25 protein-coding genes and 1 riboswitch are annotated in these 24,897 nt (G+C 62.1%); of the genes, 12 read left to right on the forward strand and 13 right to left on the reverse strand.

Going from position 1 to position 24,897, the window contains the following annotated elements:
• Nucleotides 1-25 precede the first annotated feature (25 nt).
• Nucleotides 26-1,315, forward strand: a complete 1,290-nt coding sequence (locus GR328_RS21445; RefSeq protein WP_160887488.1) for a polysaccharide lyase family 7 protein — start codon at nt 26-28, stop codon at nt 1,313-1,315.
• Between the two features lie 223 nt (nt 1,316-1,538).
• Here GR328_RS21445 and GR328_RS21450 read toward each other — a convergent pair whose 3' ends face one another.
• From GR328_RS21450 to rfbD, 9 genes are all read right to left on the reverse strand, one after another.
• Complete coding sequence (locus tag GR328_RS21450) at nt 1,539-1,949, reverse strand: hypothetical protein (protein WP_160887490.1); 411 nt, start codon at nt 1,947-1,949, stop codon at nt 1,539-1,541.
• A gap of 107 nt (nt 1,950-2,056) precedes the next feature.
• Nucleotides 2,057-2,212 carry a hypothetical protein gene (locus tag GR328_RS21455; RefSeq protein ID WP_160887492.1) on the reverse strand — a complete coding sequence of 52 codons (156 nt, stop codon included), beginning with the start codon at nt 2,210-2,212 and terminating at the stop codon, nt 2,057-2,059.
• Nucleotides 2,213-2,319: 107 nt separating this feature from the next.
• On the reverse strand, nt 2,320-2,529 hold the full coding sequence (locus GR328_RS21460; RefSeq protein WP_160887494.1) for a hypothetical protein: 210 nt from the start codon (nt 2,527-2,529) through the stop codon (nt 2,320-2,322).
• A gap of 3 nt (nt 2,530-2,532) precedes the next feature.
• A complete protein-coding gene (locus GR328_RS21465) occupies nt 2,533-2,697 on the reverse strand; it encodes a hypothetical protein (protein WP_160887496.1) in 165 nt (54 codons plus the stop codon).
• Between the two features lie 93 nt (nt 2,698-2,790).
• Complete coding sequence (locus GR328_RS21470; protein ID WP_160887498.1) at nt 2,791-4,128, reverse strand: TRAP transporter large permease; 1,338 nt, start codon at nt 4,126-4,128, stop codon at nt 2,791-2,793.
• A complete protein-coding gene (locus tag GR328_RS21475) occupies nt 4,128-4,712 on the reverse strand; it encodes a TRAP transporter small permease subunit (RefSeq protein ID WP_160887500.1) in 585 nt (194 codons plus the stop codon). Before GR328_RS21475 ends, GR328_RS21470 begins: the two co-directional genes overlap by 1 nt.
• An 89-nt stretch (nt 4,713-4,801) precedes the next feature.
• Nucleotides 4,802-5,938 carry a TRAP transporter substrate-binding protein gene (locus GR328_RS21480; RefSeq protein ID WP_160887502.1) on the reverse strand — a complete coding sequence of 379 codons (1,137 nt, stop codon included), beginning with the start codon at nt 5,936-5,938 and terminating at the stop codon, nt 4,802-4,804.
• A 241-nt stretch (nt 5,939-6,179) separates the two neighbouring features.
• Nucleotides 6,180-7,370 (reverse strand): O-succinylhomoserine sulfhydrylase, encoded by a 1,191-nt coding sequence (locus GR328_RS21485; protein ID WP_160887504.1) that lies wholly within the window; start codon nt 7,368-7,370, stop codon nt 6,180-6,182.
• Nucleotides 7,371-7,438: 68 nt separating this feature from the next.
• Entirely contained in the window at nt 7,439-8,344 is a 906-nt protein-coding gene (gene rfbD / locus GR328_RS21490) for a dTDP-4-dehydrorhamnose reductase (protein ID WP_160887506.1), read from the reverse strand.
• Between the two features lie 178 nt (nt 8,345-8,522).
• On the opposite strand from rfbD, the gene GR328_RS21495 reads away from it, so the two are divergent.
• Together GR328_RS21495 and GR328_RS21500 are read left to right on the forward strand one after the other, a co-directional pair.
• Nucleotides 8,523-8,753 carry a hypothetical protein gene (locus tag GR328_RS21495; protein WP_160887508.1) on the forward strand — a complete coding sequence of 77 codons (231 nt, stop codon included), beginning with the start codon at nt 8,523-8,525 and terminating at the stop codon, nt 8,751-8,753.
• A 131-nt stretch (nt 8,754-8,884) separates the two neighbouring features.
• The gene (locus GR328_RS21500) at nt 8,885-10,186 is read left to right on the forward strand and encodes an MFS transporter (RefSeq protein WP_160887510.1); all 1,302 of its coding nucleotides are present in this window, start codon (nt 8,885-8,887) and stop codon (nt 10,184-10,186) included.
• Here the strand turns inward: GR328_RS21500 and GR328_RS21505 are convergent.
• Both GR328_RS21505 and GR328_RS21510 read right to left on the reverse strand, forming a co-directional pair.
• Nucleotides 10,141-11,085 (reverse strand): transglycosylase SLT domain-containing protein, encoded by a 945-nt coding sequence (locus tag GR328_RS21505; protein ID WP_160887512.1) that lies wholly within the window; start codon nt 11,083-11,085, stop codon nt 10,141-10,143. The genes GR328_RS21500 and GR328_RS21505 overlap by 46 nt on opposite strands.
• Before the next feature lie 654 nt (nt 11,086-11,739).
• Complete coding sequence (locus tag GR328_RS21510; protein WP_160887514.1) at nt 11,740-13,713, reverse strand: TonB-dependent receptor plug domain-containing protein; 1,974 nt, start codon at nt 13,711-13,713, stop codon at nt 11,740-11,742.
• 36 nt (nt 13,714-13,749) lie between these two features.
• Nucleotides 13,750-13,969, reverse strand: a riboswitch (cobalamin riboswitch).
• A gap of 15 nt (nt 13,970-13,984) precedes the next feature.
• Between GR328_RS21510 and GR328_RS21515 the strand changes: the two genes are divergently transcribed.
• Nucleotides 13,985-14,839, forward strand: coding sequence for an ABC transporter substrate-binding protein (locus tag GR328_RS21515; RefSeq protein WP_160887516.1), 855 nt, complete (start codon nt 13,985-13,987; stop codon nt 14,837-14,839).
• 4 nt (nt 14,840-14,843) lie between these two features.
• Here GR328_RS21515 and cobU read toward each other — a convergent pair whose 3' ends face one another.
• Nucleotides 14,844-15,389, reverse strand: coding sequence for a bifunctional adenosylcobinamide kinase/adenosylcobinamide-phosphate guanylyltransferase (gene cobU, locus GR328_RS21520; RefSeq protein WP_160887518.1), 546 nt, complete (start codon nt 15,387-15,389; stop codon nt 14,844-14,846).
• 32 nt (nt 15,390-15,421) lie between these two features.
• Nucleotides 15,422-16,813, reverse strand: a complete 1,392-nt coding sequence (locus GR328_RS21525) for a PAS domain-containing protein (RefSeq protein ID WP_160887520.1) — start codon at nt 16,811-16,813, stop codon at nt 15,422-15,424.
• 253 nt (nt 16,814-17,066) lie between these two features.
• Here GR328_RS21525 and GR328_RS21530 point away from each other — a divergent pair, with 253 nt between their 5' ends.
• From GR328_RS21530 to phoB, 8 genes are all read left to right on the forward strand, one after another.
• Nucleotides 17,067-18,104, forward strand: a complete 1,038-nt coding sequence (locus GR328_RS21530; RefSeq protein WP_160887522.1) for a lysylphosphatidylglycerol synthase domain-containing protein — start codon at nt 17,067-17,069, stop codon at nt 18,102-18,104.
• A 71-nt stretch (nt 18,105-18,175) separates the two neighbouring features.
• A complete protein-coding gene (locus GR328_RS21535) occupies nt 18,176-19,483 on the forward strand; it encodes an ATP-binding protein (RefSeq protein ID WP_160887524.1) in 1,308 nt (435 codons plus the stop codon).
• A gap of 170 nt (nt 19,484-19,653) precedes the next feature.
• Complete coding sequence (pstS, locus tag GR328_RS21540; protein ID WP_205790201.1) at nt 19,654-20,688, forward strand: phosphate ABC transporter substrate-binding protein PstS; 1,035 nt, start codon at nt 19,654-19,656, stop codon at nt 20,686-20,688.
• A 77-nt stretch (nt 20,689-20,765) separates the two neighbouring features.
• Entirely contained in the window at nt 20,766-21,701 is a 936-nt protein-coding gene (gene pstC / locus GR328_RS21545; protein WP_425487064.1) for a phosphate ABC transporter permease subunit PstC, read from the forward strand.
• A gap of 11 nt (nt 21,702-21,712) precedes the next feature.
• Nucleotides 21,713-22,612 carry a phosphate ABC transporter permease PstA gene (gene pstA, locus GR328_RS21550; protein ID WP_160887530.1) on the forward strand — a complete coding sequence of 300 codons (900 nt, stop codon included), beginning with the start codon at nt 21,713-21,715 and terminating at the stop codon, nt 22,610-22,612.
• On the forward strand, nt 22,609-23,427 hold the full coding sequence (pstB, locus tag GR328_RS21555) for a phosphate ABC transporter ATP-binding protein PstB (protein ID WP_160887532.1): 819 nt from the start codon (nt 22,609-22,611) through the stop codon (nt 23,425-23,427). Before pstA ends, pstB begins: the two co-directional genes overlap by 4 nt.
• 25 nt (nt 23,428-23,452) lie before the next feature.
• The gene (gene phoU, locus GR328_RS21560) at nt 23,453-24,166 is read left to right on the forward strand and encodes a phosphate signaling complex protein PhoU (RefSeq protein WP_160887534.1); all 714 of its coding nucleotides are present in this window, start codon (nt 23,453-23,455) and stop codon (nt 24,164-24,166) included.
• 2 nt (nt 24,167-24,168) lie between these two features.
• The gene (phoB, locus tag GR328_RS21565) at nt 24,169-24,891 is read left to right on the forward strand and encodes a phosphate regulon transcriptional regulator PhoB (RefSeq protein WP_160887536.1); all 723 of its coding nucleotides are present in this window, start codon (nt 24,169-24,171) and stop codon (nt 24,889-24,891) included.
• The last annotated feature ends 6 nt before the right edge of the window (nt 24,892-24,897 follow it).

A 24,897-nucleotide genomic window follows, 5' to 3' on the forward strand; every position in this document is an offset into this window, starting at 1 on the left:
AGAAGGCTCAGGAGACACTGGGGCAATGCTCATGACTTTGAATCCCAATGTCGCTCCGAGCGGCAACTTCAACCTGTCCGATTGGAAGATCACTCTTCCTGTCGACTCCTCTGGCAAAACCTCCGGTACGGCTATCGAAGTCAAGAACCTGAGCGGCTATCAAAGCAAGTATTTCTATACGGGCTCCGACGGCGCAATGGTCTTCTATGTCCCCGTCGACGGAGCGACCACCAGCGGTTCGTCCTATGCACGTTCCGAACTGCGTGAGATGAATGGCACTGCCAAGGCGGCCTGGAACCTCAAGACCGGCGGTTTCATGTCTGCCACTCTCGAGGTCGATGCGGCCCCGATGCGCGACGGGCAGGGCCGTAAGATCGTGGTCGGGCAAATCCACGGTCAGGATGACGAGCTCGTTCGCCTTTATTGGCAGGACAACAAGCTCTATTTCGCCAACGACCAATCGGGTTCCGACAACGAGGAGCACGACTTCACCTTCAAGGCGACTGACGGCTCGGCACCGGATGTGTCGCTGAACGAGAAGTTCTCGTACACGATCAACGCCAAGGGCAACGTTCTTGATGTCGACATCTACGCCGACGGCAAGGTCTATCACTCGCATACCACCATCAATTCGGTTTGGCAGTCGGACACGTTCTATTTCAAGGCCGGTGCTTACCTTGGCGCAAACGAGACGAATGGTTCGGGTTACGGCCAGACGTCCTTCTATGCCTTGTCGTTCAACCATGACGGAACGACCACGACGCCGTCCACGCCTGCTCCCACACCCACACCCACACCTACTCCCACTCCCACTCCCACTCCTACACCGACACCGGATGACCAATCCTCGACCCTGCCTGTAACGACCAGGACCATTCAAGGGTCGAACAGCCACAACTACGTCAAGGGAACTTCGGGCAACGACCTGCTCAAGGGTAACGCGGGCCGTGACGTGCTGTGGGGCAAGACCGGCTCCGATGTAATGTATGGCGGCAATGATTCGGATGCCGATGCGTTCGTGTTCAACACCGCCATCGGCAAGGACGTGGACTGGATCATGGACTTCAATCCGTCCCATGACCTGATCCGTCTCGAGAACAGCATCTTCAGGAAGCTGACCAAGACCGGGTCCTTGTCTTCGAGCTTCTTCACGGAGGGCGAGAAGGCGAAGGATGCGAATGACCGCATCGTCTATGACAAGAACACGGGCGATCTCTTCTATGACGCCGACGGTACCGGTGGAGGCGCAGCTGTGAAGTTCGCCGTGATCCACAACAAGGCCGCTCTGACCGCCGCCGACTTCATCGTCATCTGACGCATCTGCGCCGAGTGGAGGCGGCTCTCATGTCCAGAGAAGCCGCCTTTGCTCATCATCATTGCGCCGGATGCATTTTCATCCACTGCAATGTCGGCTGTTCAGCTTTTCTGCCTCAAATTTCTTTCCAAGAATTGCTCCTGCCCAAATCATATAGAGCAGACATTTCATGAGCGGCCCCGCCAATGGCGGGGCCTTTTCTTTTGCGGCTGTGTGACGGCCGTTACTCGGCAGGAGACATCCTGGCAGCCGGCCCGGATTCAACGGCCCGGGCCGGACGGAATACGAAATAGGCGAAGATCAGCATCGCCGCGAGAACCGCGAGCGACGCAATCGCGGCAAGGGGATCGGCCGCGCTGTAGCCGAGATGAAGGGCCGCGACGGCAATGGTGAGAACGATCGTGCCTACGGACCATAGGACAACCTGGATCATGGCCAACCGGCTGACGTCCAGGGCAGGGCGGCGCTCGTAATAGATGCCGAACAGGAACAGGGATACCCAACCCAGCAGGTTCAAATGCGCATGGGCTGGCATGATCGAATGGTCTTGCGTGGCTGCCATTCCAATGCCCATGACCATTCCGGCGATGACGCAAATAACCGCGAATCTGAAGCTCAGGGATGAGGCGCTCATGACGATCCTCCCGACATAGGAATCCCCTCATTGAATTGTGACCTTCTATTTTGGTCACAATCCTTTCGGTGGATCCGTGCGAAAAATCACAGAAGGACATCGACACATCATGCCAAAGCAACGACCGGCATCTTAGAGAGCGTCGGGCGCGGAGAGAGGGTTTGCACGATGCGGCCGTTGCGGGCAGGGCTGTCACGCTCTCGCAAGTAGAAATCGGCCTGATCGATCAGGCCGATTGCAATGGAGATGTCCGGAGCTTTCAACTGCGCTGCGTGACGCGTTTCTTGCGCGACCCAGAAGGTTTGTCTTTTCGGCGCTTGTGCTTCTTCCAGGACGGTCTCATCCGGGCTTTTCCTGCCATGGCGGCTCCTCAAGGTTTGTATCGATCGTCCGGCGTCGGGCGTTCAGGATCGGCTTCCTCCAATCCCTCCCGCTGCTGGTTCTCCGTCAGAGCGCGATCGCTAGCGGACCGGTCGCCCTGCTCCTGGTGATCCGGGCTGCTCTGGCTGGGATGGACGGTGCTGGTATTCACGCTCCGCTCGGCCAAGCCTTGAGCGCGGTCCTCGCCCTTGCCGCTCATGGTTCACCCGTTGCCCTGAACGTCACGGCGGTGAGCGCCCGCTCCCGCATCCTGCTGGCTTTGCAGGGCGCGCTCGCAGCGCTCCACGTGGCTCACCGCGCGTTGCTGCATTTGTTGGGCATTGTGGCACGGATCGTCCACGTCCTGATGGCAGAATTGGCATTTCATGACAGCCTCCTTGCTGGCTTGGTGTGAGGCAACGTGATGAGGCAGGGCATGTTCCGGTGTCGTGCGCTCTATCCGGGTCGGAGTGAACCAACCTCAGCCATAGAGATAATTGGGCAGCCAAAGGCCAAGCTGTGGAAAGGCATAGAACATCACCATCGCGATCACGACGAGGAACAGAAACGGCATCACGCCCCTGAAGATCTCGTTGATGGTCACGTGGGGCGGCGCAATTCCTTTCAGGTAGAAGGGCGCCATGGCCACGGGCGGGGATAGGAACGAAGTCTGGATGTTCAGCGCGATCAGAACGCCGAAGAAGATCGGATCGATGCCGAAATTGTCGAGGAGCGGCAGGAAGATCGGGACGAAGATGACGACGATCTCCGTCCATTCCAGCGGCCAGCCGAGCACGAAAATGATCGCCTGTACGAGAATCAGGAACCAGAATGGCGAGAGATTCAGGTGTGTGACGAAGTTCTCGATGGGCTGGTGCCCGCCGAGAAAGGCGAAGATCGATGAGAAGATGAAGGAGCCGACGAAAAGCCAGCACACCATGGCCGAGGTGCGGGCGGTGAGGATCACGGATTCTTTGAGCTTGGTCAAAGAGAGCGAGCGGTAGGCGGCTGCGAGAAGAAGGCTGCCCAAGGCACCCACTGCCGCGGCCTCGGTCGGAGTCGCGATGCCGAAAAAGATTGCGCCGAGCACGGACAGGATCAGGAGTGCGAGCGGAAAAAAGGATGTGGCGAGGGCCCATACGACCTTTGTGAAAGAGGCCTTCCGTTGCTCCGGTGGAAGTCTCGGTGCGAGGCTCGGGTTGAGCGTGCAGCGGACGACGACATAGAGCACATAAAGCCCTGCCAGCAGGAGTCCGGGAAAGAGCGCGCCCGCATAGAGCTTGGGCACGGAAACGCCCGCCGTCGCGCCATAAAGAATGAGCATGACGCTCGGCGGAATGAGAATGCCGAGGCATCCGCCCGCGCAGACGACACCCGAGGCGAGGCGCGTATCGTAGCCTGCGCGCAGCATGGCCGGGAAGGCGAGCAGTCCCATCAGCGTCACGACGGCGCCGACGATGCCGGTGGCGGTGGCGAACAGCGCGCAGGTGAGGAGCGTCGCGACGGCGAGCGAGCCTGGAACGCCCCCGACGGCGATCTGGATCGAATAGAAGAGCCGGTCGAGGATGTTGGCCCGCTCGATGATGTAGCCCATGAAGACGAAGAGCGGGATGGCGACCAGCGTGTCGTTGGTCATGACCGAATAGGCGCGCTGCACCACGAGCGCGAACACGATGTCGCCCATGGCCATGTAGCCGAACCCGAACCCCAGCGCCATGAGCGTGAATGCAATCGGAAACCCGAACATGATGAACACGATGAACAGGCCGAGCATCAGCACGCCCAGTTCGGGATTCCCGAGCCCCCATGACGCGAACATCAGACAGTTCCTTTCGTGAGGCCCTCTTGCTCGGCCTGTTCGAGAATGAGTTTTTCCGTCTCCTCAACGTCGTGAAGGCGAGGAGGCCACACGCCTCTGCGAAGGCAGGCGATGCAGCGAACGACTTCGGCTGCGCCTTGAATAGCCATCAATGCTCCAACGATCGGGATGAGAGCCTTGAACGGGTAGATGGGCGGCCCGTTCGGCGAGTTCATCGAATGCTCGTTCATGAGCCAGGACATCTGTGTGAAAGGGATGCCGGCGTAGACGAGCGCGAGGATGCCGGGGAAGAAGAAAAGAAAGTAGAGGACCAGATCCAGCCCTGCCTGCCTGCGAGGAGACCAGGAACGATAGAGAAAGTCGCCTCTCACATGGTTGTTGCGGGCAAGGGTGTAGGGCCCGGCCACCATGAAGAGCAAGCCGTACAACATGTAGCTTGCATCGAAAGCCCATTCGGTCGGCGCGCGCAGCACGTACCGCGCAAAGACTTCGTAGCAGACCGCGAAAGTCAGCACCAGAATGGACCAGCTCACTGTCTTGCCAATGAAGGTGTTGATGCGGTCAACGAGATAGACGAAGCGCATGCAGGGGACTTTCCCAGAAGGTGCAGGAGACGTATGGCGAGGACGGCAGGGGTGATGCCGTCCTCGATCTTGCGGGTTCGGCCCGCGCCTTATGTCGCCTTGAAGAAGTGATCGTAGGCCATGTCGCGAGATGGCTCGTTGAGGCGCTCATAGGCATAGGTCCGCTGCACCCAGGCCTTTTGGCTGTCGATCACCTTCTTGAAGAACGGGTCCTGCGAGAATTCGTCGATCACCTTGTTCCAGGCGTCGAGCTGCGCCTGCAGAACCGACTCCGGCGTCGTCTTCACGGTTACGCCACGTGACCTGATCGTCTCCAGATCCTTCGAGTAGCGATCCAGAGCCTTCCACGACATGTCGGCGGACGATGCTTCGGCCGCGTATTTTACGATCGCTTTCAGCTCTGCCGGAAGCGCGTCGTATTTCGCCTTGTTGAAGATGATCTCGAAGGTTTCTCCAGACTGATGGTAGCTCTGCAGCATCAGGTTCTTCGAGACGTCGGGGAACCCGAGCACCAGATCGGAGGAGGGATTGTTGAACTCCGCACCGTCGATGACGCCACGCTCCAGGGCAGGAACGATCTCGCCGCCTGCCAGGATCGTGACGGCGGCGCCCAGCTGTCGGTTCAGGTCCGCTGCGAGGCCGACGGTGCGATATTTCAGCCCTTTGAATGCGTCGGCCGATGTCACCTCGCTCTTGAACCAGCCGAGGGGCTGGGCGGGCATGGGACCGGTGAGGAAGCCGACGATGTTGAGTTTGAGGATCTGCTGCTGCAGCTCGTTGTAGAGATCGTAGCCGCCACCGTAATTCATCCAGCCGAGGAACGAATTGGCGTTCCACCCGAACGATGGACCCGTGCCGAACAGGGCGAATGCCTTGTTCTTGCCGTACCAATAGGCGGCCACGCCATGTCCGCCGTCGAGAATGCCGGCATGGACCGCATCCTGCAGCTGAAAGGCGGGGACGACGGCGCCGGAGGCAAGAACGTCGAGCTTGAGGCGCCCCCCCGACATGTCGTTCACGCGCTTGGCGAAGTCGCTGCAGAATTCGTGGAAGATGTCCCGATTGGGCCAGGTTGACTGGAATTTCCAGGTGGCGGTTTGTGCCTTCGAGATCTGTGGCGATGCGATGGCTGCGGCACCGCCAATGCCTGCGACCTGCAGAAAGCGACGACGCGAATGCTTGACCGAGCCCGGATTTTTACCTTCCGGGGATCTTATTTTCTTCATGATTTCCTCCCTCACCCCCTGCTCGTTGTGAAGGATCGCGTCTTCTTGTTAGGGAACGCGTTCATCCTTTGGGGATGGTGCGTCACATTGTTGAGGAATTCAAGAGGTGATCCCCCGATAGCATAGGAAATATGTCGGAGAATGCTGCTTTCTACTTGCCTCGAATGGGGTATTGTTCTTCGAATTTGCAAAGAGTCTTAGGCCGACCGTAAATTTCGCGTGATGCGGCCTCACGGGCGGGTCAGGCCGTTTCGAGAGCATCGACGAGATCCGCCAGCAAATCCTCTCGATGCTCCAGGCCCACCGACAGCCGCACGAGCCCGTCCGAAATTCCCATTTCGGCGCGCAGCTCCGGCGCGAAGCGCTGATGGGTGGTGGTGGCAGGGTGGGTGACCAGGCTCTTCGCGTCGCCGAGATTGTTCGATATGCGGATCAGCCGCAATGCGTTCATGAAACGGAACGCCGCCTCCTTTCCGCCCTTCACGTCCAGTGCGATCATCGTCGAGCCGCCGCTCATCTGGCGACGGATCAGCTCGGCCTGGGGGTGATCCTCGCGTCCGGGATAGATCAGGTCCTTGAGTTTGGGGTGATCGTGCAGGGAATCGGCTAGGAAGCCCGCGTTGGCCGTCTGACGCTCCACCCTCAGAGACAGCGTCTCCAGTCCCTTGAGAAGAACCCATGCGTTGAAGGGTGAGATCGAGGGGCCGGTCATGCGCAGAAATTGCTGCACCTTGGTCTCCACGAATTCGGTGGAGCCGAGAATGACGCCGCCCAAACAGCGGCCCTGACCGTCGATATGCTTCGTGGCGGAATAGACGACGCAGTCCGCACCGAGGGCCAGGGGCTTCTGATAGAGCGGCGTGGCGAAGACATTGTCGACGGTGAGCATTGCCCCTGCCTCACGCGCAATTCGGGCGACGGCGGCGATGTCGATGATCTGCAGACTGGGATTGGAGGGCGTCTCCAGGAGGAAGGCCCTCGTCTCGGGCCGGACGGCCTTGCGCCATGCTCCCAGGTCGATGCCGTCGACCAAGGTGCATGCCACCCCGAAACGCGGGAGCAAGTCCTCGACCACCCAGCGGCATGAACCGAAGAGGCCGCGGGCGGCCACCACATGGTCTCCCGCCTGGACCTGGCTCATCATGGCCGCTGTCACCGCAGCCATGCCGCTTGCGGTCGCACGGGCGGTCTCGGCCCCCTCCAGAGAGGCCATGCGCCGCTCGAACATGTCGATGGTCGGATTGGAGTAGCGGCTGTAGCTGTAGCCCGGCTCTTCGTTGAGGAAGCGGCGCTCGGCGCTCTCCGCGCTTTCATAGACAAAGCCCTGGGTGAGGAACAGGGCCTCTGACGTCTCGCCGAAGGGTGTCCGCAACTGGCCCTCGTGAACGAGGCGGGTTTCGAGGCGGTAATCAGGATCGCGGTGCTCGGTCATGAACTGATACTATGTATGTTCTTTAAAAAGAACAATCGTTTTTCGTGAGGGATGGCGCTTCTCGTGGATCAACGAACGCCTCCTGTCCGAAGCTCGGCGATGAGCCGCTGGAGACAGGGCTCCAGCGAGGCCTGCCAGGGGGGAAGACGGATTGCGTGAGCCGCTTCGAGCTTCGCGCAGTCGAGGCGCGAATTGGCCGGCCGCCTCGCCGGGGTCGGATAATCGGCGGTGGAAAGAGCGCGGACCCTGGCCGCGGGGCCTCCCAGACGTCCCGACAGAGCAAAGATTTCCGCCGCGAACTCGGCCCAGCTCGCGAAACCCGCGCCGGCCATATGGAAGATGCCGCGCAGGCCCTTCTCGCCCGGTCTCTCGAGAAGGTTTCTGGCAACACCGTAGATGCCGTCGGCGAGATCGAGGGCGCTTGTCGGTGAGCCGACCTGGTCGGCGACGACGCCAATCTCGTCCTGCTCCAGGGCCAGTCTCAGCATCGTCTTCGCGAAGTTCTTGCCGAAGGGGCTGTAGATCCAGGACGTACGCAGGATCACATGGTCCTCGGTCTCGGCGGCGACCGCCGTTTCGCCAAGGAGCTTGGATGCTCCATACGCACCTAGAGGCTTGACCGCGTCGTCTTCCCGGTAGGGACGGTCCAGGGTGCCGTCGAAGACATAATCCGTCGAAAGCTGAATGAGAGGCACGCCCATGGCTGCGGCTGCCCCGGCAACCACGCCTGCGCCGATGCCGTTGATCGCGTCGGCCAGTTCCGGCTCCGCTTCCGCTTGGTCGACAGCCGTATAGCCCGCCGCATTGACGATGAGGTCGCCGCCTTTCTCACGGAGAATGTCTTCGATCCCGGAGGGATCGGCGAGGTCCAGCTTGGGCCTTCCCAGCAGAACGGCTTCAGCTTTGTGACGATGGGCGCGCTCCGAAAGAGCGCGGGCGACTTGCCCCTCCTTGCCGATCACGATGATGCGCATGGCCGTTTTCTCTCCTGTGGCAAGACTGTCCCTGTCCTGAATCCGCGCCCTGAGACTCGCCCGAGGCTCGCCGCCGCTTCTTGCTGCGCTGCAACATCACACTCCCGTCATGGTTTGCCTGTATGCCTTGATTCGAATGATGATGAGACAGGTGGGAAGTTCAAGGATGGAGGAGGGCATGTACGCTTACAACCTGTTCCGCAGCACGCAGCAGGACGGCCTGGTCTGCGCGGTTCCGGAGGAGCGTTCGGTTCCTGCCTTCGTGGCTGGGCCTCGGTGGCAGTTCGGGGGACGCCTCGATCAGGACGAGCCCCTCCTGGGTTTCGACAGGCAGGCGGCCAGAACCGGAGTCCGGTTCAACGGGTACTATCTGTTTGCGAGCTTTTCCAAGGAGCCGCCGCACCAATGATCTGGACGGATCGGCCGCACGATACCCTCTAAAGAAGCAGCGACACGGAGGGAAACGGGCTTGATATTGCGGGACGTCTGCTCTCTATTTCGTGAGAACGGCGCCCGTCCTTGCTCTCCCCCGCGTGGATCGTGAATTTTTCTCTTGCTCTTATCTGGACCATTACGGCTGCCACAACCTTGTTGCAGGCTGGCAACGGGCTGCTCCAGGCTCTGATGCCTCTGCGCATGCAGGCTGAAGGTCTCTCGGTCTCGGCCATCGGTGTCGTGGCCGCGGCCTACGGCCTCGGTTTCTCGACCGGCTGCTTCCTGGCTCCCGCCTTCATCCGCCATGTGGGCTATATACGGGCCTTCGCCAGCCTGGCGGCCATGGTCGCCGTGCTGGTGCTTGTTATGACGCAGGCCCACTCGACCCTCGCCTGGGTGTTGCTGCGCGGGCTTACGGGCGTGACGTTCGCCTGCATCTTCACCGTGACCGACGGCTGGATCAGTGCGCGCGCCACCTCGAGCCATCGCGGGCGGGTTCTGTCGTTCTACATGGTTTGCACCAAGATCGCCCTGATGCTGTCGCCGCTCGGCATCGCTCTCGGGGATCTGAGGACCGATGGATTGTTCATGGCCGTGAGTGCCGTGATCTCGCTTTCACTGCTTCCGATCGCAGCCACGAGCACGCAGGAGCCGCCGGCACCTCTAGGCGTGAAGATCGAAGTTCGGGACCTCTTCGCGCTCGCTCCATCGGCGGTTGTCGGATCTTTCGTGGTCGGTCTCGTCAATGGTCCTGTGATCGCCATCACTCCCGTCTTCGGCGTCAGCATCGGCCTGGCACAGGAGCGGGCGGCGGCGCTCCTTTTCGCGCTGCAGGCCGGAAGTCTTCTCCTGCAATGGCCCCTCGGCTGGCTCTCCGACAGAGCGGATCGGCGCTATGTGATCGCGGGTCTGGCGGCGGGAACGAGCCTGATTTCAGTGCTGATCCTGGTCGCGAGCGCGCAGGGAGCCCAAGACCTGATCCTCTGGAGCTTCGCAGCCTGGGGCGGATTGGCGCTCTGCATCTATTCGGTATGCGTGGCGCATGCCTGCGACATCGTCGATCCCGGCCGCATCGTCTCGACAGTCGGTACGCTTCTCTTCGCATGGGCGGCGGGCGTGACGGTCGGCCCTCTGTTCGGCGCCGTTGCGATGGAACTGCTCGGGCCGGGCGGCCTGTTCATCTACTCGGCCGTCGCTTCGCTGGGGCTCGCCGTCTTTGTCATCCTGCGAATCGTCCAGATCCAGCGAGCACCCGTCAAAGGCGGCTTCGTCGTTGCCTCCACCAGCTCCGCGGCTCCCACTGTGGTCGCCCGCACCGAAGGGATTGCGAGCAGCCAGGATGGAGACGGTGGAGTTCCCGCTCAGAACTCCGCTTCGGCAGTGACGCGGGAGGAAACGTCCTCGTAACGGTTCAGGCGCTTGTCGATCATCGTGTCGATCTTGCCATAAACCTCGGACACGCTGAGCTGCCGGGTCTTCTTGCCGTCCTTGGCATAGAACAGCGACTTGTTCGACTTCGCAGCTCTGGGGAACACGCTCTTTGCGCTCTTCTTCGGTGTGTCGTCCACAAGGGCGATGAACTTGCTCGCGCTGTCCACTCCGAAGAAGTGCGAGAGATAGAACTCGGAGCGACTGAGCTTGCGACCCAGTCTGGCCTCGATCTTCGCCTTATCGCGCTGCATCATCTCCGCAGCCATGAGCGCCGAGATATAGGGATTGCGGCGCAGGCCGAGAATATGTTCGCGCTTTGCTTCGTCCGGAACCGAGAGTTTGCCGCCCTTTTTCTCGATGGATGACGCTTCCATGAGCAGACCGTATTTCGGCCCGAACGAATGCACGGCATAGAGCCATGTGCTCGTGATGAACTGGAAGAGGCCGACCGCGGACGACGTCGACGCCTTGTTGCCGGGGAGAAAGCTCGACTCCTTGTCCGCAAGCGCCATCATGTAGACGGGATCGGCGCCGGTGATTTCGGACGCGCGCAGGATGGTATCGACGATCCAGCGCGGTACCCGCATCTCCTCGAACTCCACGTACTCGACAGGCGTCACGTCGATATCGTCCTCCGCGTCACCTTCCGCGGCAGGCGGATTGGTGAGCGGCATCGAGGTAATGAAGAGTTCCTGCAATTGCGCGTAGGAAAGTGTCTGCGCAGGCTCCGCGGGAACAAGGGCTTCCAGAGGGTCGGCCTGGCGGGGCAGCGCCGCTGACTTCGGCATTGCCGCGGAAGAGGACGCTGCGTGCTTCTGATAGCTGGCAGCAAGACCCGGAGTTGCGGTGAAACCGGCAATGACGCAGCCGCTCAAGCCTGCACACGCAATGATGTTGAGCAGATTAGGCCGGACACAGAGTGCCGAAAGGCTCTGCCGCGCATCGCGTGCTGGACGCCTGGTAGAACGATAGTCTTTGGAACGAAGCACCGATGACTGGCACGCGCGGCGAAGCGCTGTCAGAGCAATCTGCATTCGAAGTAGCCCCCCAAGATTGACTGCTTCTCCGCAGAGCGGGTGCGCAGTCCTTCTTCATTGACGAGGGGGAGTATGTGCTAGGTCGATATGTCCAGAATAGGTCAGCTTGACCTTTGCGTGAGCAAATCTTCCGCTTTGCGGCAAACGGTCACCCGTTCATATGCAGAGGAAAGCCCTCTAAACAAAGGGGATTTTTGCTCGCTCCATTGAGTTCCAGGTGGCGCGCAGGGCAACTTGTCGCAAGGTGATTTTAGCGATCTCGTAGAGGCGGAACAGCCTTGGACAGACGGTTTGCGACGGCCCGGTTGCACCAAACTGCCACAATTTCTCAAGCAAAGGTCGGGCGTTGTTGTGCGCCCGACCCCGCAAACCGTGTCGGTTCCTGTTGGAGCGTCCGATGTGAAAAGTGGAATCCGTCGTAGGATCGATCCGATGCCCTGGGATCCCGTGCCATGGCCGTTTCGGGGCTGCACCTGCGCTGGGGCTCGTTATCTACCAAGTCGCGCGCAACCCCGCGTAGAAGGAGCGGCCTGCAGTGCCGTAACCGTATACTTCCTGATAGCGTGCATCGGTCAGGTTTTCTGCCCGGGCATAGATGCTGAAGGTCTCGCTGATCTCGTAATCGGCATGGAGGTCGAAGCGCGCATAAGGCGCAAGCTCGTACAACTCACCCGGCGAGGAGAAGCGGCTTCCGACGAGAACGACGGAGGGCTCGATGGAGAGGCCCGGTACGGGGGTGATTGAAAAGCCGAGACGGCCCTGGTGCTGCGGTCGGCGGGCGAGGCGCAGATCCGTGTCTTCATCGAAGGCTTCGAGGTAAGTGTAGGTTGCCTTCACGCGAAGCCACGCAGGGATGACAACCATGTCGGCTGAGAGCTCGACGCCGCTCGTGCGTGCGTGCCTCACATTGATGAAGCAGCCATACATCTGCTCCGGGCGGCAGGTGTCCGCCACCCCATAGGCGATGAGATTGCGGAAGCGATTGGCGAAGAACGTCGCCGAGAGCAGCACGCGATCATCCGCAAGGCTCTGATCGAAGCCCATGTCGAAGCCGATGGAGCGCTCCGATTCCAGGTTCGCGGTGCCGGAGAACGGATCGAACTTCTGGTAAAGGGTCGGCGCCTTCGCGCCCGTGCCCAGGCTGGCGCGCAGTTTCGTGCCGGACTTCGGGATCTCGTATGCCGCCGTCGTGCGCCACGTGCCGAAAGTGTCGCCATCGTCGATATCGTCGATGCGGCCGCCGAGCGAGAGATGAAGGTTCTGGATCGGGCTGAACTGATGAAGGGCATAGACGGACCGCGTCGTCTGCGAAGCGTCGACATTTTCATATGTCGGGGTTTCGATCGGCAGGACGTTGCTGGTGGTGGAGACCAGTTTCTCTTCCTCGACCTTGGCGCCCAAGGTCAACAATCCGAACGATCCGAGCTTCAGATCACCCTGGTACTCCGCGGACAGGCGATCACCCCGGTAGCCATATTCGTCCCAGTACAGGCTCGGCAGGCCGTACGAGCCGATGAGCCGGTAGTCGCGATCCGTGCGGCTGCCGGAAACGAGAAAGCTGTTCTTGAGGATGCCAGCGAAGGCATCGACCGTCAGGCGCGCATGGCTTTCGTAGAGATGCTGCCGCGCCGATGAAGGGCCATCCGGCAGAGCATCGAAGCCCGGATCGTTGTCGAGATCGACCTTGTTGCGGCTCGCATAGCCGCCGATCTCGAATTCCACACCCGGCAAAATGGCAACCGAGACACGGCCCGCCGCACCGAGGCGCCGGGCGCCGTCGGCCTCGAGAGGGGCGGTGAGCGCATCCTCGATGCGGCCGATGCGGTAGCCGTACCGGGAGAAGCCCCCCGTGTCGAAGCCCGATGTGGAGAAGGCATAGGATACTGGACCCCCGCTGCCCGAAACGGCGGCGCGTCCGGCCTTGGTGCCGTAGCTTCCGCCTTCCACGCCAATGGTGACGCGCGGCGGGCCGTTGCCCTTGCGCGTGATGATGTTGATCACGCCGCCGATGGCATCAGAGCCGTAGATGGCGGATTGCGGTCCGCGCAGAACCTCGATCCGTTCGATGTCGATGGCTGAGAGGTTCGAGAAGTCGAACTCGCCCGCATCGGAGGATGGGTCGTTCACGCGGATGCCGTCGATCAGAACGAGCGTGTGGCCGGCGTCGGCGCCGCGCAGGCGCACCGTCGTCGTCGATCCCGGCCCACCGGTTTCAACGACGGTGACGCCTGGAACGCGGCGCAGAACGTCCGCCGGACTTTTCAAGGATTCCTTTTCGATGTCCTCGCTGGTGATCACCGAAATTGCGCTGCCCGCCTGCGAGATCGCGAGCGGCGAGCGCGTGGCCGTGACGACGATGTCGGGAAGCGGCATCGATTCGGTGACGGTTTGACTGTGGGCTGTGCCCAGCGAGAATGCGCAGAAAGACACGGATGCCGCGAATGCGCGGCGCAAAGGCACGATCATGAGACCTCCTGTCCGCCCCGCCGGCGAACAATACGGGTTGCGTTCTCGACGCAGGCCGGTCTCCTGGCTTGCGGGTCGTCGCGAGCAATCCGCCTTCCCAAATCCTCTTGAGCTTGTCCGGCCCAAAGATTCAGTGGCATGAAGGATTGCCGCTAGCCGCTTACAGTTGCGGGGGCAGCCACGGAATAGGACAGGGTCCGCACCGTGTTCCCGTTTCACCTCGATGATCCGAGGCACCAACGTCGGTTCCTCCTTTACGGACTTGTCCGCCATGCCGCAACTGCGCTTCGGTTGGTTTTCCAGATGGATATTGCCAATCTGCATCGCCCTCGCCCCTGGAGGCGTCGCGGAGGCACAGCGGATCCCGCGCCGTGTGGTGTCCCTCAATCTCTGCACGGACGAGATGCTTCTGGCCTTTGCCGAGCGCGGGCAGATCGCCTCGTTGAGCTACCTCGTCACGGATCCCTCGATCTCGACCATGGCCGGACAGGCCCAAGGTTATCCCATCAATGACGGGACGGCGGAGACGATCCTGTTCAGCGAGCCGGATCTCGTGCTGTCCGGGACCTATGGACAACATCATCAGACGGCGCTCCTCGAGGCGCAGGGGCTCAAGGTCCTGGCATTGGGGCCGTGGAAGAATCTGAAGGAGGGACAGGAGCAGATCCGCACGATCGCGCGCGCGCTCGGCCATCCTGACCGCGGCGAGGCATTGATCGGGCGGATCGAGGCCGCACTCCGACGCACCAAGGGTATCGTTCGGGACAATCCCAGCATTCTCGTCTACGACCGGGGCGGGTGGGTTTCCCCGGCGGCTTCACCCTTGAGCGAACTCTTGATGCATATGGGATTCCGGCTCCATCATGAGGCCGTGGGACTGCCCTACGGGGGCATGGTTCGCCTGGAGTCGATCGTCACCTCGCCACCCGATTACCTGCTCGTGGACGAGGTTGCGGGAGCTGCGGTCGATAACGGGACGGCGATCTTCTCTCACCCGGCCCTCATGAACGCGGTGCCGCCCCCGCGGCGCCTCGTGGTGCCGGGCAGGCTCGCGCTCTGTGGCGGACCCTCGACGCCCGCACTCATCGAAGCGCTGGCGGCGGAGATCGAAGCAAAGGTGCGTTGAAGGCTCAGCCCAGGTGCAGGTCGAGGGGAGGGGCAGGCTTGAGGAGGAGCGGGCATCCGGCGGCGACGAAGACAACCGCGTCGCAGACTTCCGCAATGCGCTGATTGAGCCGTCCTTGCTCATCCCGGAAGCAACGGCCCAGGGGCGTGGCGGGGACAATGCCTTGGCCAACCTCGTTGGACACCAGCACCACAGGCCCCTCGATCGTTCCGAGCGCATCCACAAGCGCGTCGATCTCGCGATTTACATCCCGCCCGTCGAGCATGACGTTCGAGAGCCACAAGGTCAGGCAGTCGACGAGAACGATCCTGCCGGCACGGGCGTTCGAGCGAAGGGCCTCGGCCAGACCGAGCGGCGCGTCTTTCGTATGCCAGGAGGAATCTCGCGCCGCCCGGTGATGCGCAACGCGCTCGCGCATGTCTTCGTCCAGGATCTGCGCCGTCGCGATAAAGATGCGTGTCGGCGATGCGGCCTCGGCCCATTGCTGGGCCATGCGGCTCTTGCCTGAGCGGGCTCCGCCCAGAACGAGGACGCGGCGATGAGGGGGCATGTGCGAATCCGGAGGAATGGAGCCCGCGGCCGTCAGCCAGTCAGGCGATTGAGAGGCAGGGTAATATGGACACGCAGGCCTTCGCGCAACCATTCCTGCTCCAATGTGCCGCCGAGCTGGCCGGCGATGCTTCTCTGGGAGAGCTGGGTGCCGAAGCCTTCGAAATCCGGTGGGCTCTCCACGACGGGACCGCCGCTTTCCGTCCACAGGAGACCGACCGCGTCGCCGTGAGTCGTCCATTCGATGGTCAGGTGACCTTCCGGGCTGGACAGGCATCCATACTTCGCGGCGTTGGTGGCCAGCTCGTGAAGCACGAGGGCAAGGCTCGTCGTGGTGTTGGAGCCCACGCGCACGCTGGGACCTTCGATGGCGACCCTGGTTGTGCCGTTCTGCCGGTAGGGTTCGAGAACGGCCTCGCACAATTGAGCAAGTTCGACGTCCGAGCCAGAGCCATGCCTCATCACGGCGGCGGGCTGCACGAGTTCGTGAGCCCGCGAGAGCGCGCTCAGACGGCCGCGCAGCGCGGTGGCCATTTCCTTGGGATCTTTGGCAGTGCGCGCGGTCATCGAGACCATGCCGTTCGCGATGGCGAAAAGGTTCTTCACGCGGTGATTCAACTCGCGTGTCAGGAGCTGCTGGGCCTCCTCGAAAGCATGCCGCTCGGTGATGTCGCTGACCACGCCGGAGAGGATCACGGCATGGGGCTGGTCGTCGTCGACGGCGAAGAAGGCCTGCCCGATGGAGCGGAACCAGCGAAGTGTCCCGTCGGGCAGGATCGCCCGGTATTCGCTTTCATAATGGCCGTCGAATTGCGGGTCGCAGGCTTCGGCGATGCGGGCCCTCACGGCCTCCTGGTCATCGGGATGAACCATGGCGATGACCTGATCGAAGGGCATGCTGAGCGGTCCGTCGTGCGGCATTCGATAAAGCGCGCAGGCTCCCTCGTCCCAGAGGATCAGCTTCTTCTGCAGATCGATCTGCCACGTACCGAGACTGGCGGCCTCAAGGGCGAGGCGATAGCGCGTTTCAAGGTTGCGGACGGCTTCCTCGGCCTTCTTCTGAGCATCGATATTGGTGCTGGTCCCGAACCAGCGCATCGTATGTCCGGTGAGATCCTGAATGGGCACGGCCCGGCTGAGCACCCATTCGAAGCGGCCAGCGGCATTCCGGATCCGATACTCCACTTCATAGGGCTCGCGGGTCTCGACGGCCCGGCGCCATTGCGCCTGGACCTCGGGCAAATCCTTGGGGTGAACCGCGCTCTGCCAGCCGTTCCCCTCGGATTGCTCGGCGGTCAGACCGGTGAACTCATGCCATCGGCGGTTGAAGTAATCGTGAGCTCCGTCGGCACGGGCGGACCAGACGAGCTGGGGCAGGGACTCCGCCAGAACGGCAAAATGGTTTTCCGTTGCGCTGAAATCCACTCGGATCTCCCCGGTGCCGCGACTTGCCGCCTGTTCTCTTGCCAAAGGGAGCTTCATTCTTGAGGGCCTTTTCGATGCTGACAACCTAAATCGTGCTCAATTTGTGATTTTGAAGGTCAAAGAGTAGCCCCGGAAAGGGGAAAGGACTAAGAAACCGCCTCACGTCTGGCGCTTCGGCGCCGGAGCGCATAGATGCAGGACAGCTCTTGGACCCTGAAGCGGCGTTTCACGCCGAGGCTTGTTGAACCTTTTCATGAACGATATGAGCCCCCATCCGGTCTCTCCGCCGGACATTGCATCTGCCGACGCCTTGCACCCCAGGGAGCGCCGCTCTCGACGCTTCGCCTGGATCGGTATGGCGGCCAGCGTAATTCTGTTCGGGGCATCCCTCGTCGTTCTCTGGCAGATCATTTCCGAAATCGACGTGAACGAACTCAAGGCCGCCTTCACGGCGGCGAGCCTGCGGCAGATCGGCCTCGCGGTGCTGTTCACGACCATCAGCTACAGCCTGCTGACCTGTTATGACGCCATCGCCCTCAGGCAGCTCAAGCTGAGGATCCCCTATCGAACCACGGCCATGGCGTCCTTCACCTCCTATGCGGTGAGCTTTACCCTGGGTTTTCCCCTGCTCACCGCGGGCACAGTTCGTTATTGGATCTATTCACCCAAGGGCATCAGCCCCGGGCGGGTGGCAAGCCTCACGGTGATCGCCGGCGTCACCTTCTGGCTCGGCATGGCCTTGGTCCTGGCCTGGAGCCTCATTCGGCAGGCGGCTGAGCTCGCGAGCCTCGTTTACACCCATATCTGGGTCAACCAGCTGATCGGCCTTGCTGCGGCCGTCTTCGTTGCAGGCTACCTGGTCTGGGTGTCGTTCAAACGCCGGATCGTGCGGATCCAGGGGTGGAAGCTGGAGCTCCCGGGCTTGCGCCTGTCCCTGGCGCAGATCCTGATCGGCGCCTGCGATGTCTGCGCCGGGGCGGGGGTTCTCTTCATTCTCCTGCCTGGCGGGCACGGCCTGAGCTTCGAGACGTTCCTGGCTGTCTACATCTTCGCCGTCATGCTGGGGGTGGCGAGCCATGCGCCTGGGGGACTGGGCGTGTTCGAGGCGACGATTCTCGTCGCCCTCTCGAGCTATCCGCGCGAGCCGGTCCTCGGGGCGCTCCTGCTGTACCGGCTGTGCTATTACCTCATTCCTTTCGTTCTGGCCCTGGCTCTTCTGGGGGCTTACGAGATCCGAAATCGCCTGCGCTCCTCGCGAGGGGCTTTCAAGCCGGCCGAGGAGGAAAGCTAAGCAGGAAGATGACTCTTTGGAGAGCGCGTCCTAAAACCTGACGCGACATTCATCCGGGGCTCCACGCCAACATGAACGATCCCAGCGAGATTAGGCAGGAAGGCGGCTTCTCAAACGCCGTTTCTCTGCGCGTTGCGGCTTTTCGCGGAGCGGCTCTGGCAAGCCTGCTTCTGAGTGCCGTCGCCCTTTGGCGTGGTTACGGCGACGGTTGGTTCGTCGCCGGAGCTCTTGTCGCCATCGCGTTGAGCGCCGGGATCGGCGGCCTGCGGCGCAGGCGATCGGGGCACACCCTGCAGGCGCGCCCCAAGGCATCCGCGAGGAGCGCCATCGCCGAGGCCGTGCTCGCGCATATTCCAGATCCGGTGATCCTGGTCGACCGGCGCGCGGTCGTGATCGAGGCTAACAAGGCGGCCCATCTTCTGCTGCCGGGCTTGAAGATCGGTCATCCCCTTTCGTTCTTTCTCCGCAGTCCCGATGTGCTCGACGGGATTCAGGAGGTGATCGAAGCAGGCGGGCCGTTGCGGGTCGAGTATTCCGAGCGTGTGCCCACGGAACGGACTTTCGAGGTCCATATCGGCCACCTGCAGGCCGAAGCCCCGAATGCGGCAGTGCAGCCCGGTGTGGTGCTGTTCTTTCGCGATCTCACGTCGGCGCGGCGACTGGAGGCGATGCGGGCGGATTTCGTGGCGAATGCGAGCCACGAGCTTCGCACTCCTCTCGCGTCTCTCCTGGGCTTCATCGAGACCCTGCAGGGGCCGGCCAAGGGCGATCCCAAGGCGCGGGAGCGATTCCTCGAGATCATGCGCGTCCAGGCCCAGCGCATGAGGCGCCTGATCGACGATCTTCTGTCCCTCTCGCGCATCGAGATGCGCGAGCATGTGTCGCCGACGCAGATCGTCGATCTCGGATCCCTCGTCACCCCCATGGTCGAAGCGTCCTCTCCGGCTGCAAAGGACAAGGGAGTGGCGATCCGGGTCGCGCTTCCGTCGCAGCCCGTTCACGTGCTCGGCGACAGGGACGAACTCCTGCGCGTGATCGAGAACCTGATCGAGAACGCCGTGAAGTACGGCGAGAGCGGCGGCGCCGTCGACATTTCCATCGAGAGCGCGGGGGCCGGTCATGGCCTCCAGGGCCGCTGCGCGGTCCTGTCCGTTCAGGATTACGGTCCCGGCATTGGGCCGGAGCACCTTCCGCGTCTGACGGAGCGCTTCTACCGGGTCGACGGGGCCCAGAGCCGGGACAAGGGCGGCACGGGATTAGGATTGGCCATCGTCAAGCATATCGTCAATCGCCACCGCGGCCGCCTCGACATCTCCAGCGAACCAGGGAAGGGCGCGCGTTTCACCGTTACGCTCCCGGAGGCCCCGCCAGGCGGATAAGGTCGGCTTCCAAGCCTTTGCCGCTGGATCCTTTTGGGGTGTCATTTAATTGTCATCCAACTGTCGTAGAGCCGACACGCGCCGGGCCTAGCTGTCCATCTGCGCGGCCCGGACGAGGCTTTGAGCTGCTTGCCGCGCTTGTATGAACAGGGAGATTTACCGTGAAGATCATGTCCTTCGCCATTGCGGCCGGCCTTGCCGTCGCGAGCCTTACGACCACGGCGTCCGCTGCCGACATCACGGGCGCAGGCGCGACTTTCCCCTTCCCGGTCTATTCGAAGTGGGCCGAGGCCTACAAGAAGGAGACCGGCAACGGCATGAACTATCAGTCGATCGGCTCCGGAGGCGGGATCAAGCAGATCCAGGCCAAGACCGTCGATTTCGGCGCGACTGACGCGCCGCTGAAGGGTGCGGATCTCGAAAAGAACGGTCTCGTTCAATTCCCGACCGTGATGGGTGCCGTCGTTCCTGTCGTGAACATCCAGGGCATTCAGCCTGGCCAGATCAAGCTGACGGGCCAGGTTCTGGCCGACATCTTCCAGGGCAAGATCGCCAAGTGGAACGATCCCAAGATCGCCGAGCTGAATGCCGGGGTCACCCTTCCCAATGCCAATATCACGCCGGTCTATCGCTCCGACTCCTCGGGCACGACCAGCGTGTTCACCACCTACCTGTCTCAGGTTTCAAAGGAGTGGGACAGCGAGCTCGGCGCCAACACCACGATCAGCTGGCCGGTGGGTCAGGGCGGCAAGGGCAACGAGGGCGTCGCTGCCACCGTGAAGCAGGTTCCGAATTCCATCGGCTATGTGGAATATGCCTACGCCAAGCAGAACAATATTCCCTACACTCTGCTCCAGAACCAGGCCGGCAAGTATCCGCAGCCTGAGATCAAGTCGTTCCAGGCGGCTGCCGCCAGCGCCAACTGGTCGTCGGCTCCCGGTTACGGCATCTCGCTGACCAACCAGCCCGGCGACGACGCCTGGCCGATCACGAACCCCACCTTCATCCTGGTCCACAAGACCGCGGAGAAGCCGGAGCAGACCGCCGAGGTGCTGAAGTTCTTCGATTGGGCCTACAAGAACGGTGACAAGCTCGCCGCAGACCTTGATTACGTGCCGCTTCCCGACAATGTCGTCGAGCAGATCCGCACGACTTGGGCGAACGAGATCAAGAGCGCCTCGGGCCAGCCGGTCTACAAGAAGTAAGACTGACGGCTCTATGGAGCCTGACGAGAGGAGCGAGGCGGATGGCTGTCGTGTCTGATAAGGTCAATCTATCGAGCATGCCCGCTGTCCGCCGCCGCACCTCTCCCGCTTTCGATCAGGGCTTCCGCTGGGCCAGCTACGGTTCCGCCCTGATCGTTCTCTCCGTCCTTGCCGGCATCATCGGCACGATGATGTATGGGGGATGGCCCGCCTTCCGGGAGTTCGGGTTCGGTTTCATCACCTCGAGCGCGTGGAACGTCGGCAAGGATCAATACGGGGCATGGGTTGCCATCGCCGGCACTCTTACATCGGCTCTCATCGCTCTCGTGATCGGCGTTCCCATCTCCCTCGGCATCGCGATCTTCCTGACGCAGTTGTGCCCGCCTTGGCTGCGCCGCCCGGTCTCGACGGTCATCGAGCTCCTGGCCGCAGTGCCCAGCATCATCTACGGCATGTGGGGCCTTTTCGTCTTCGCTCCGCTTTTCGCCAAATACGTGCAGATGCCGCTGACCTCCATTGTCGAGGGCATGCCGATCCTGGGTACCGTCCTCTATGCCCGCGTGCCGTCTGGTGTCGGCATGATGACGGCGGGGATCATCCTCGCGATCATGATCATTCCCTTCATTGCTTCGATCACGCGCGACATCCTCGATCAGATACCGACGGTGCTGCGCGAGAGCGCCTACGGCATCGGCTGCACGACATGGGAGGTGGTGCGCCACGTTCTGCTCCCGCAGGCGGGCGTCAGCATCATTGGGGCCGTCATGCTCGGTCTCGGCCGTGCGCTGGGCGAAACCATGGCGGTGACCTTCGTGATCGGAAACGCCAACCGCCTGTCGCTCTCGCTCTTCGACCCGAGCTCGACCATCGCATCCCGCATCGCCAACGAGTTCAACGAGGCGTCCGGTATGCAGATGAATGCTCTGCTTGCTCTGGGCTGCATTCTGTTCGTCGTCACGTTCATCGTTCTGGCTCTTGCGCGTCTCCTGATCGCGCGCGTCAAGACGCATTGAAGAGGCCTATGATGGATACCGTTGCTGCCTACAACCATTCCGGCGCTGCCACGCCACCGTCCTGGGGGCGCGTGCGTCGCAGCCGCTACGTCGCCGACCGCGCTTTGAAGATCATCTGCACGCTCTTTACGGCTCTCGGGGCCTTCGCCCTGGGATGGATTCTGCTGATGCTGCTGGTCGAAGGCATCGGCGGTCTTTCGCCTGCGGTCTTCACGGAAACGACCCCCGGTCCAGGCACGGAGGGCGGCGGCATTGCCAATGCCATCGTCGGCAGCCTCATCCTCACCGTTCTCGGGATCCTGGTTGCGACCCCCATCGGCGTTCTCGCGGGAACCTATCTGGCCGAATACGGCAAAGGCTCGAAGCTCGCGGCCGTGATCCGCTTCGTCAACGACATCCTGCTCGCAGCTCCCAGCATCCTGATCGGCCTCTTCGTCTACATGCTGATGGTGGAGCCCATGGGCGGCTACTCCGGCTGGGCCGGAGGCGTGGCGCTCGCGATCATCGCCGTTCCCGTCATCGTGCGTTCGACGGAGGACATGCTGCGCCTCGTTCCCGGGTCGCTCCGCGAGGCTGGTGCGGCCCTTGGCGCGCCCATGTCGACGGTGATCGTCAAGATCAGCTGGAAGGCCGCCCGGGCCGGCATGGTCACGGGCGTGATCCTGGCCACCGCCCGCATCGCCGGCGAGACCGCCCCTCTGCTGTTCACTGCGCTCAACAACAGTTTCTGGTTCAGCCCGAACCTGATGGGCGGTGTCTCCAACCTTCCGGTTACGATCTATCAGTTTGCGCTGGCGCCTTATCAGAACTGGCGTGAACTCGCCTGGGCTGGCGCGCTCATCATCACCCTGTCCATCCTGGCGCTCTCCATCGTAGCGCGCCTGCTCTTGAAGAAGGATCAAGTCCGATGAGCACGATTGCCGTCGACACGAGCAGCGCCATCGGGAATGCGGCCGCTGCCGATGCGGATGTGCCGGTTCGCATCGCCGTGAAGAATCTCGAGTTCTACTATGGCGATTTCCGCAGCTTGAAGAACATCTCTCTTGATTTCTACGACCGGCAGGTGACCGCGCTCATCGGCCCTTCCGGCTGCGGCAAGTCGACTTTGCTGCGCACGTTCAACCGCATCTACAGTCTCTATCCCGAGCAGCGCGCGGAAGGCCAAATTCTTCTCGATAGCCAGAACATCCTGTCTCCCTCCATCGACGTGAACGAGTTGCGGGCGCGGGTTGGCATGGTGTTCCAGAAGCCGACTCCGTTTCCCATGTCGATCTACGACAACATCGCCTTCGGGATCCGTCTTTACGAAAGGCTTGCGAAAAGCGAGCTCGACGGCCGCGTGGAGGAGGCCCTGCGCAAGGCCGCCCTCTGGGACGAGGTGAAGGACAAGCTGCGCCAGTCCGGCATGGGGCTCTCCGGCGGTCAGCAGCAGCGTCTGTGCATCGCGCGCACCATCGCCCAGCGTCCGGAGGTGATCCTGCTCGACGAGCCGACCTCCGCTCTCGATCCGATCTCTACGGGCAAGATCGAGGAGCTGATCGAGCAGCTCCGGTCCGAATTCACCATCGTGATCGTCACCCACAACATGCAGCAGGCGGCGCGCATCTCGCAGTTCACCGCCTTCATGTACCTGGGCGAACTCGTGGAGTTCGGACCGACGACCAGGATGTTCATGAACCCGTCCAAGAAACAGACACAGGACTACATCACGGGCCGCTTCGGCTGATCGAAGCGCTTCAAGGAGGCTTTCCATGGCGGAGCATATCGTCAGCTCCTACGACAATGACCTGCAGGCTCTCCGGCGACGCATCTCCGAGATGGGCGGCATCGCCGAGAAGATGCTCGTCGATGCGATCAGCGCCCTCGTGCGGCACGATACGGCCCTGGCGCAAACCGTCATCTCCTCGGACAAGCGTCTCGATCTGCTGCAGCGCGAGATCGAAGAGAACGCCATTCTCACCATCGCTCGCCGCCAGCCGCTGGCGGTGGACCTGCGCGAAACCATCTCGGCCATCCGTGTCTCCGGCGACGTGGAGCGCATTGGGGATCTCGCCAAGAACATCGCCAAGCGCGCCCTTGCCATCGGCAGCGATTTTCAGCCGCAGAAGATCGTTCTCGGCCTTCAGCACATGAGCGATCTGGTGCTCGGACAGCTCAAGGACGTGCTCGATGCCTATGCTCAGCAGGACACGGCGCGCGCGCTCGACGTCTGGAAGCGCGATGGTGCCATCGATGCGCTCTACACCTCGCTCTTCCGCGAACTTCTGACCTACATGATGGAGGACCCGCGCAACATCTCGTTCTGCACGCATCTCCTGTTCTGTGCCAAGAACATCGAGCGGATCGGCGACCACACGACCAATATCGCCGAGACTGTGCACTATCTGGTGACGGGCGAAACGCTGGCCATCGACCGGCCCAAGAACGATCGTTCCATCGATGCGGGCAGCGAGGCGGGAGCCTGACGATGGGGCCGCGCATTCTGATCGTGGAGGACGAGGAGCCGTTGACGCTGCTCCTGCGCTACAATCTCGAGGCCGAAGGCTACGAGGTGGACAGCGTATCCCGGGGAGACGAAGCCGAGATCCGCCTGCGGGAGCAACTGCCTGACATAGTGTTGCTCGATTGGATGCTGCCGGGACTCTCCGGCATCGAACTCTGCCGCCGCATCCGCGTTCGTCCGGAAACGGAGCGCCTGCCGGTGATCATGCTGACCGCGCGAGGCGAGGAGGGCGACCGCATCCGCGGCCTGTCCACGGGGGCAGACGATTACATCGTGAAGCCCTTTTCGGTCCCTGAACTCCTCGCCCGGGTAAGGGCGCTTCTGCGCCGCACGAAGCCCGGGCATGTGGCGACCCTGCTCAGGGCCGGCGACATGGAACTCGACCGCGAGACCCATCGGGTGCGCCGCGCCGGCACCGAACTGCACCTCGGGCCCACGGAATTCCGTCTGCTCGAGTTCCTCATGCAGAGCCCGGGCCGCGTCTTCTCCCGCGAACATCTGCTCAACGCAGTCTGGGGTCACGACGTGTACATCGACGAACGCACGGTGGACGTTCATGTGGGCCGTCTGCGCAAGGCCATCAATCTTCCCCAGTTGCCCGACCCGATCCGTACCGTGCGCGGGGCGGGCTATTCCTTCGATGAAACCTTCGCCCGCGCCGAGGCGACGGCGAGCGCCGGGCGCTGAACCCTC

This window comes from Microvirga makkahensis (assembly GCF_009830105.1).
In the GTDB taxonomy this organism is placed as follows: domain Bacteria; phylum Pseudomonadota; class Alphaproteobacteria; order Rhizobiales; family Beijerinckiaceae; genus Microvirga; species Microvirga makkahensis.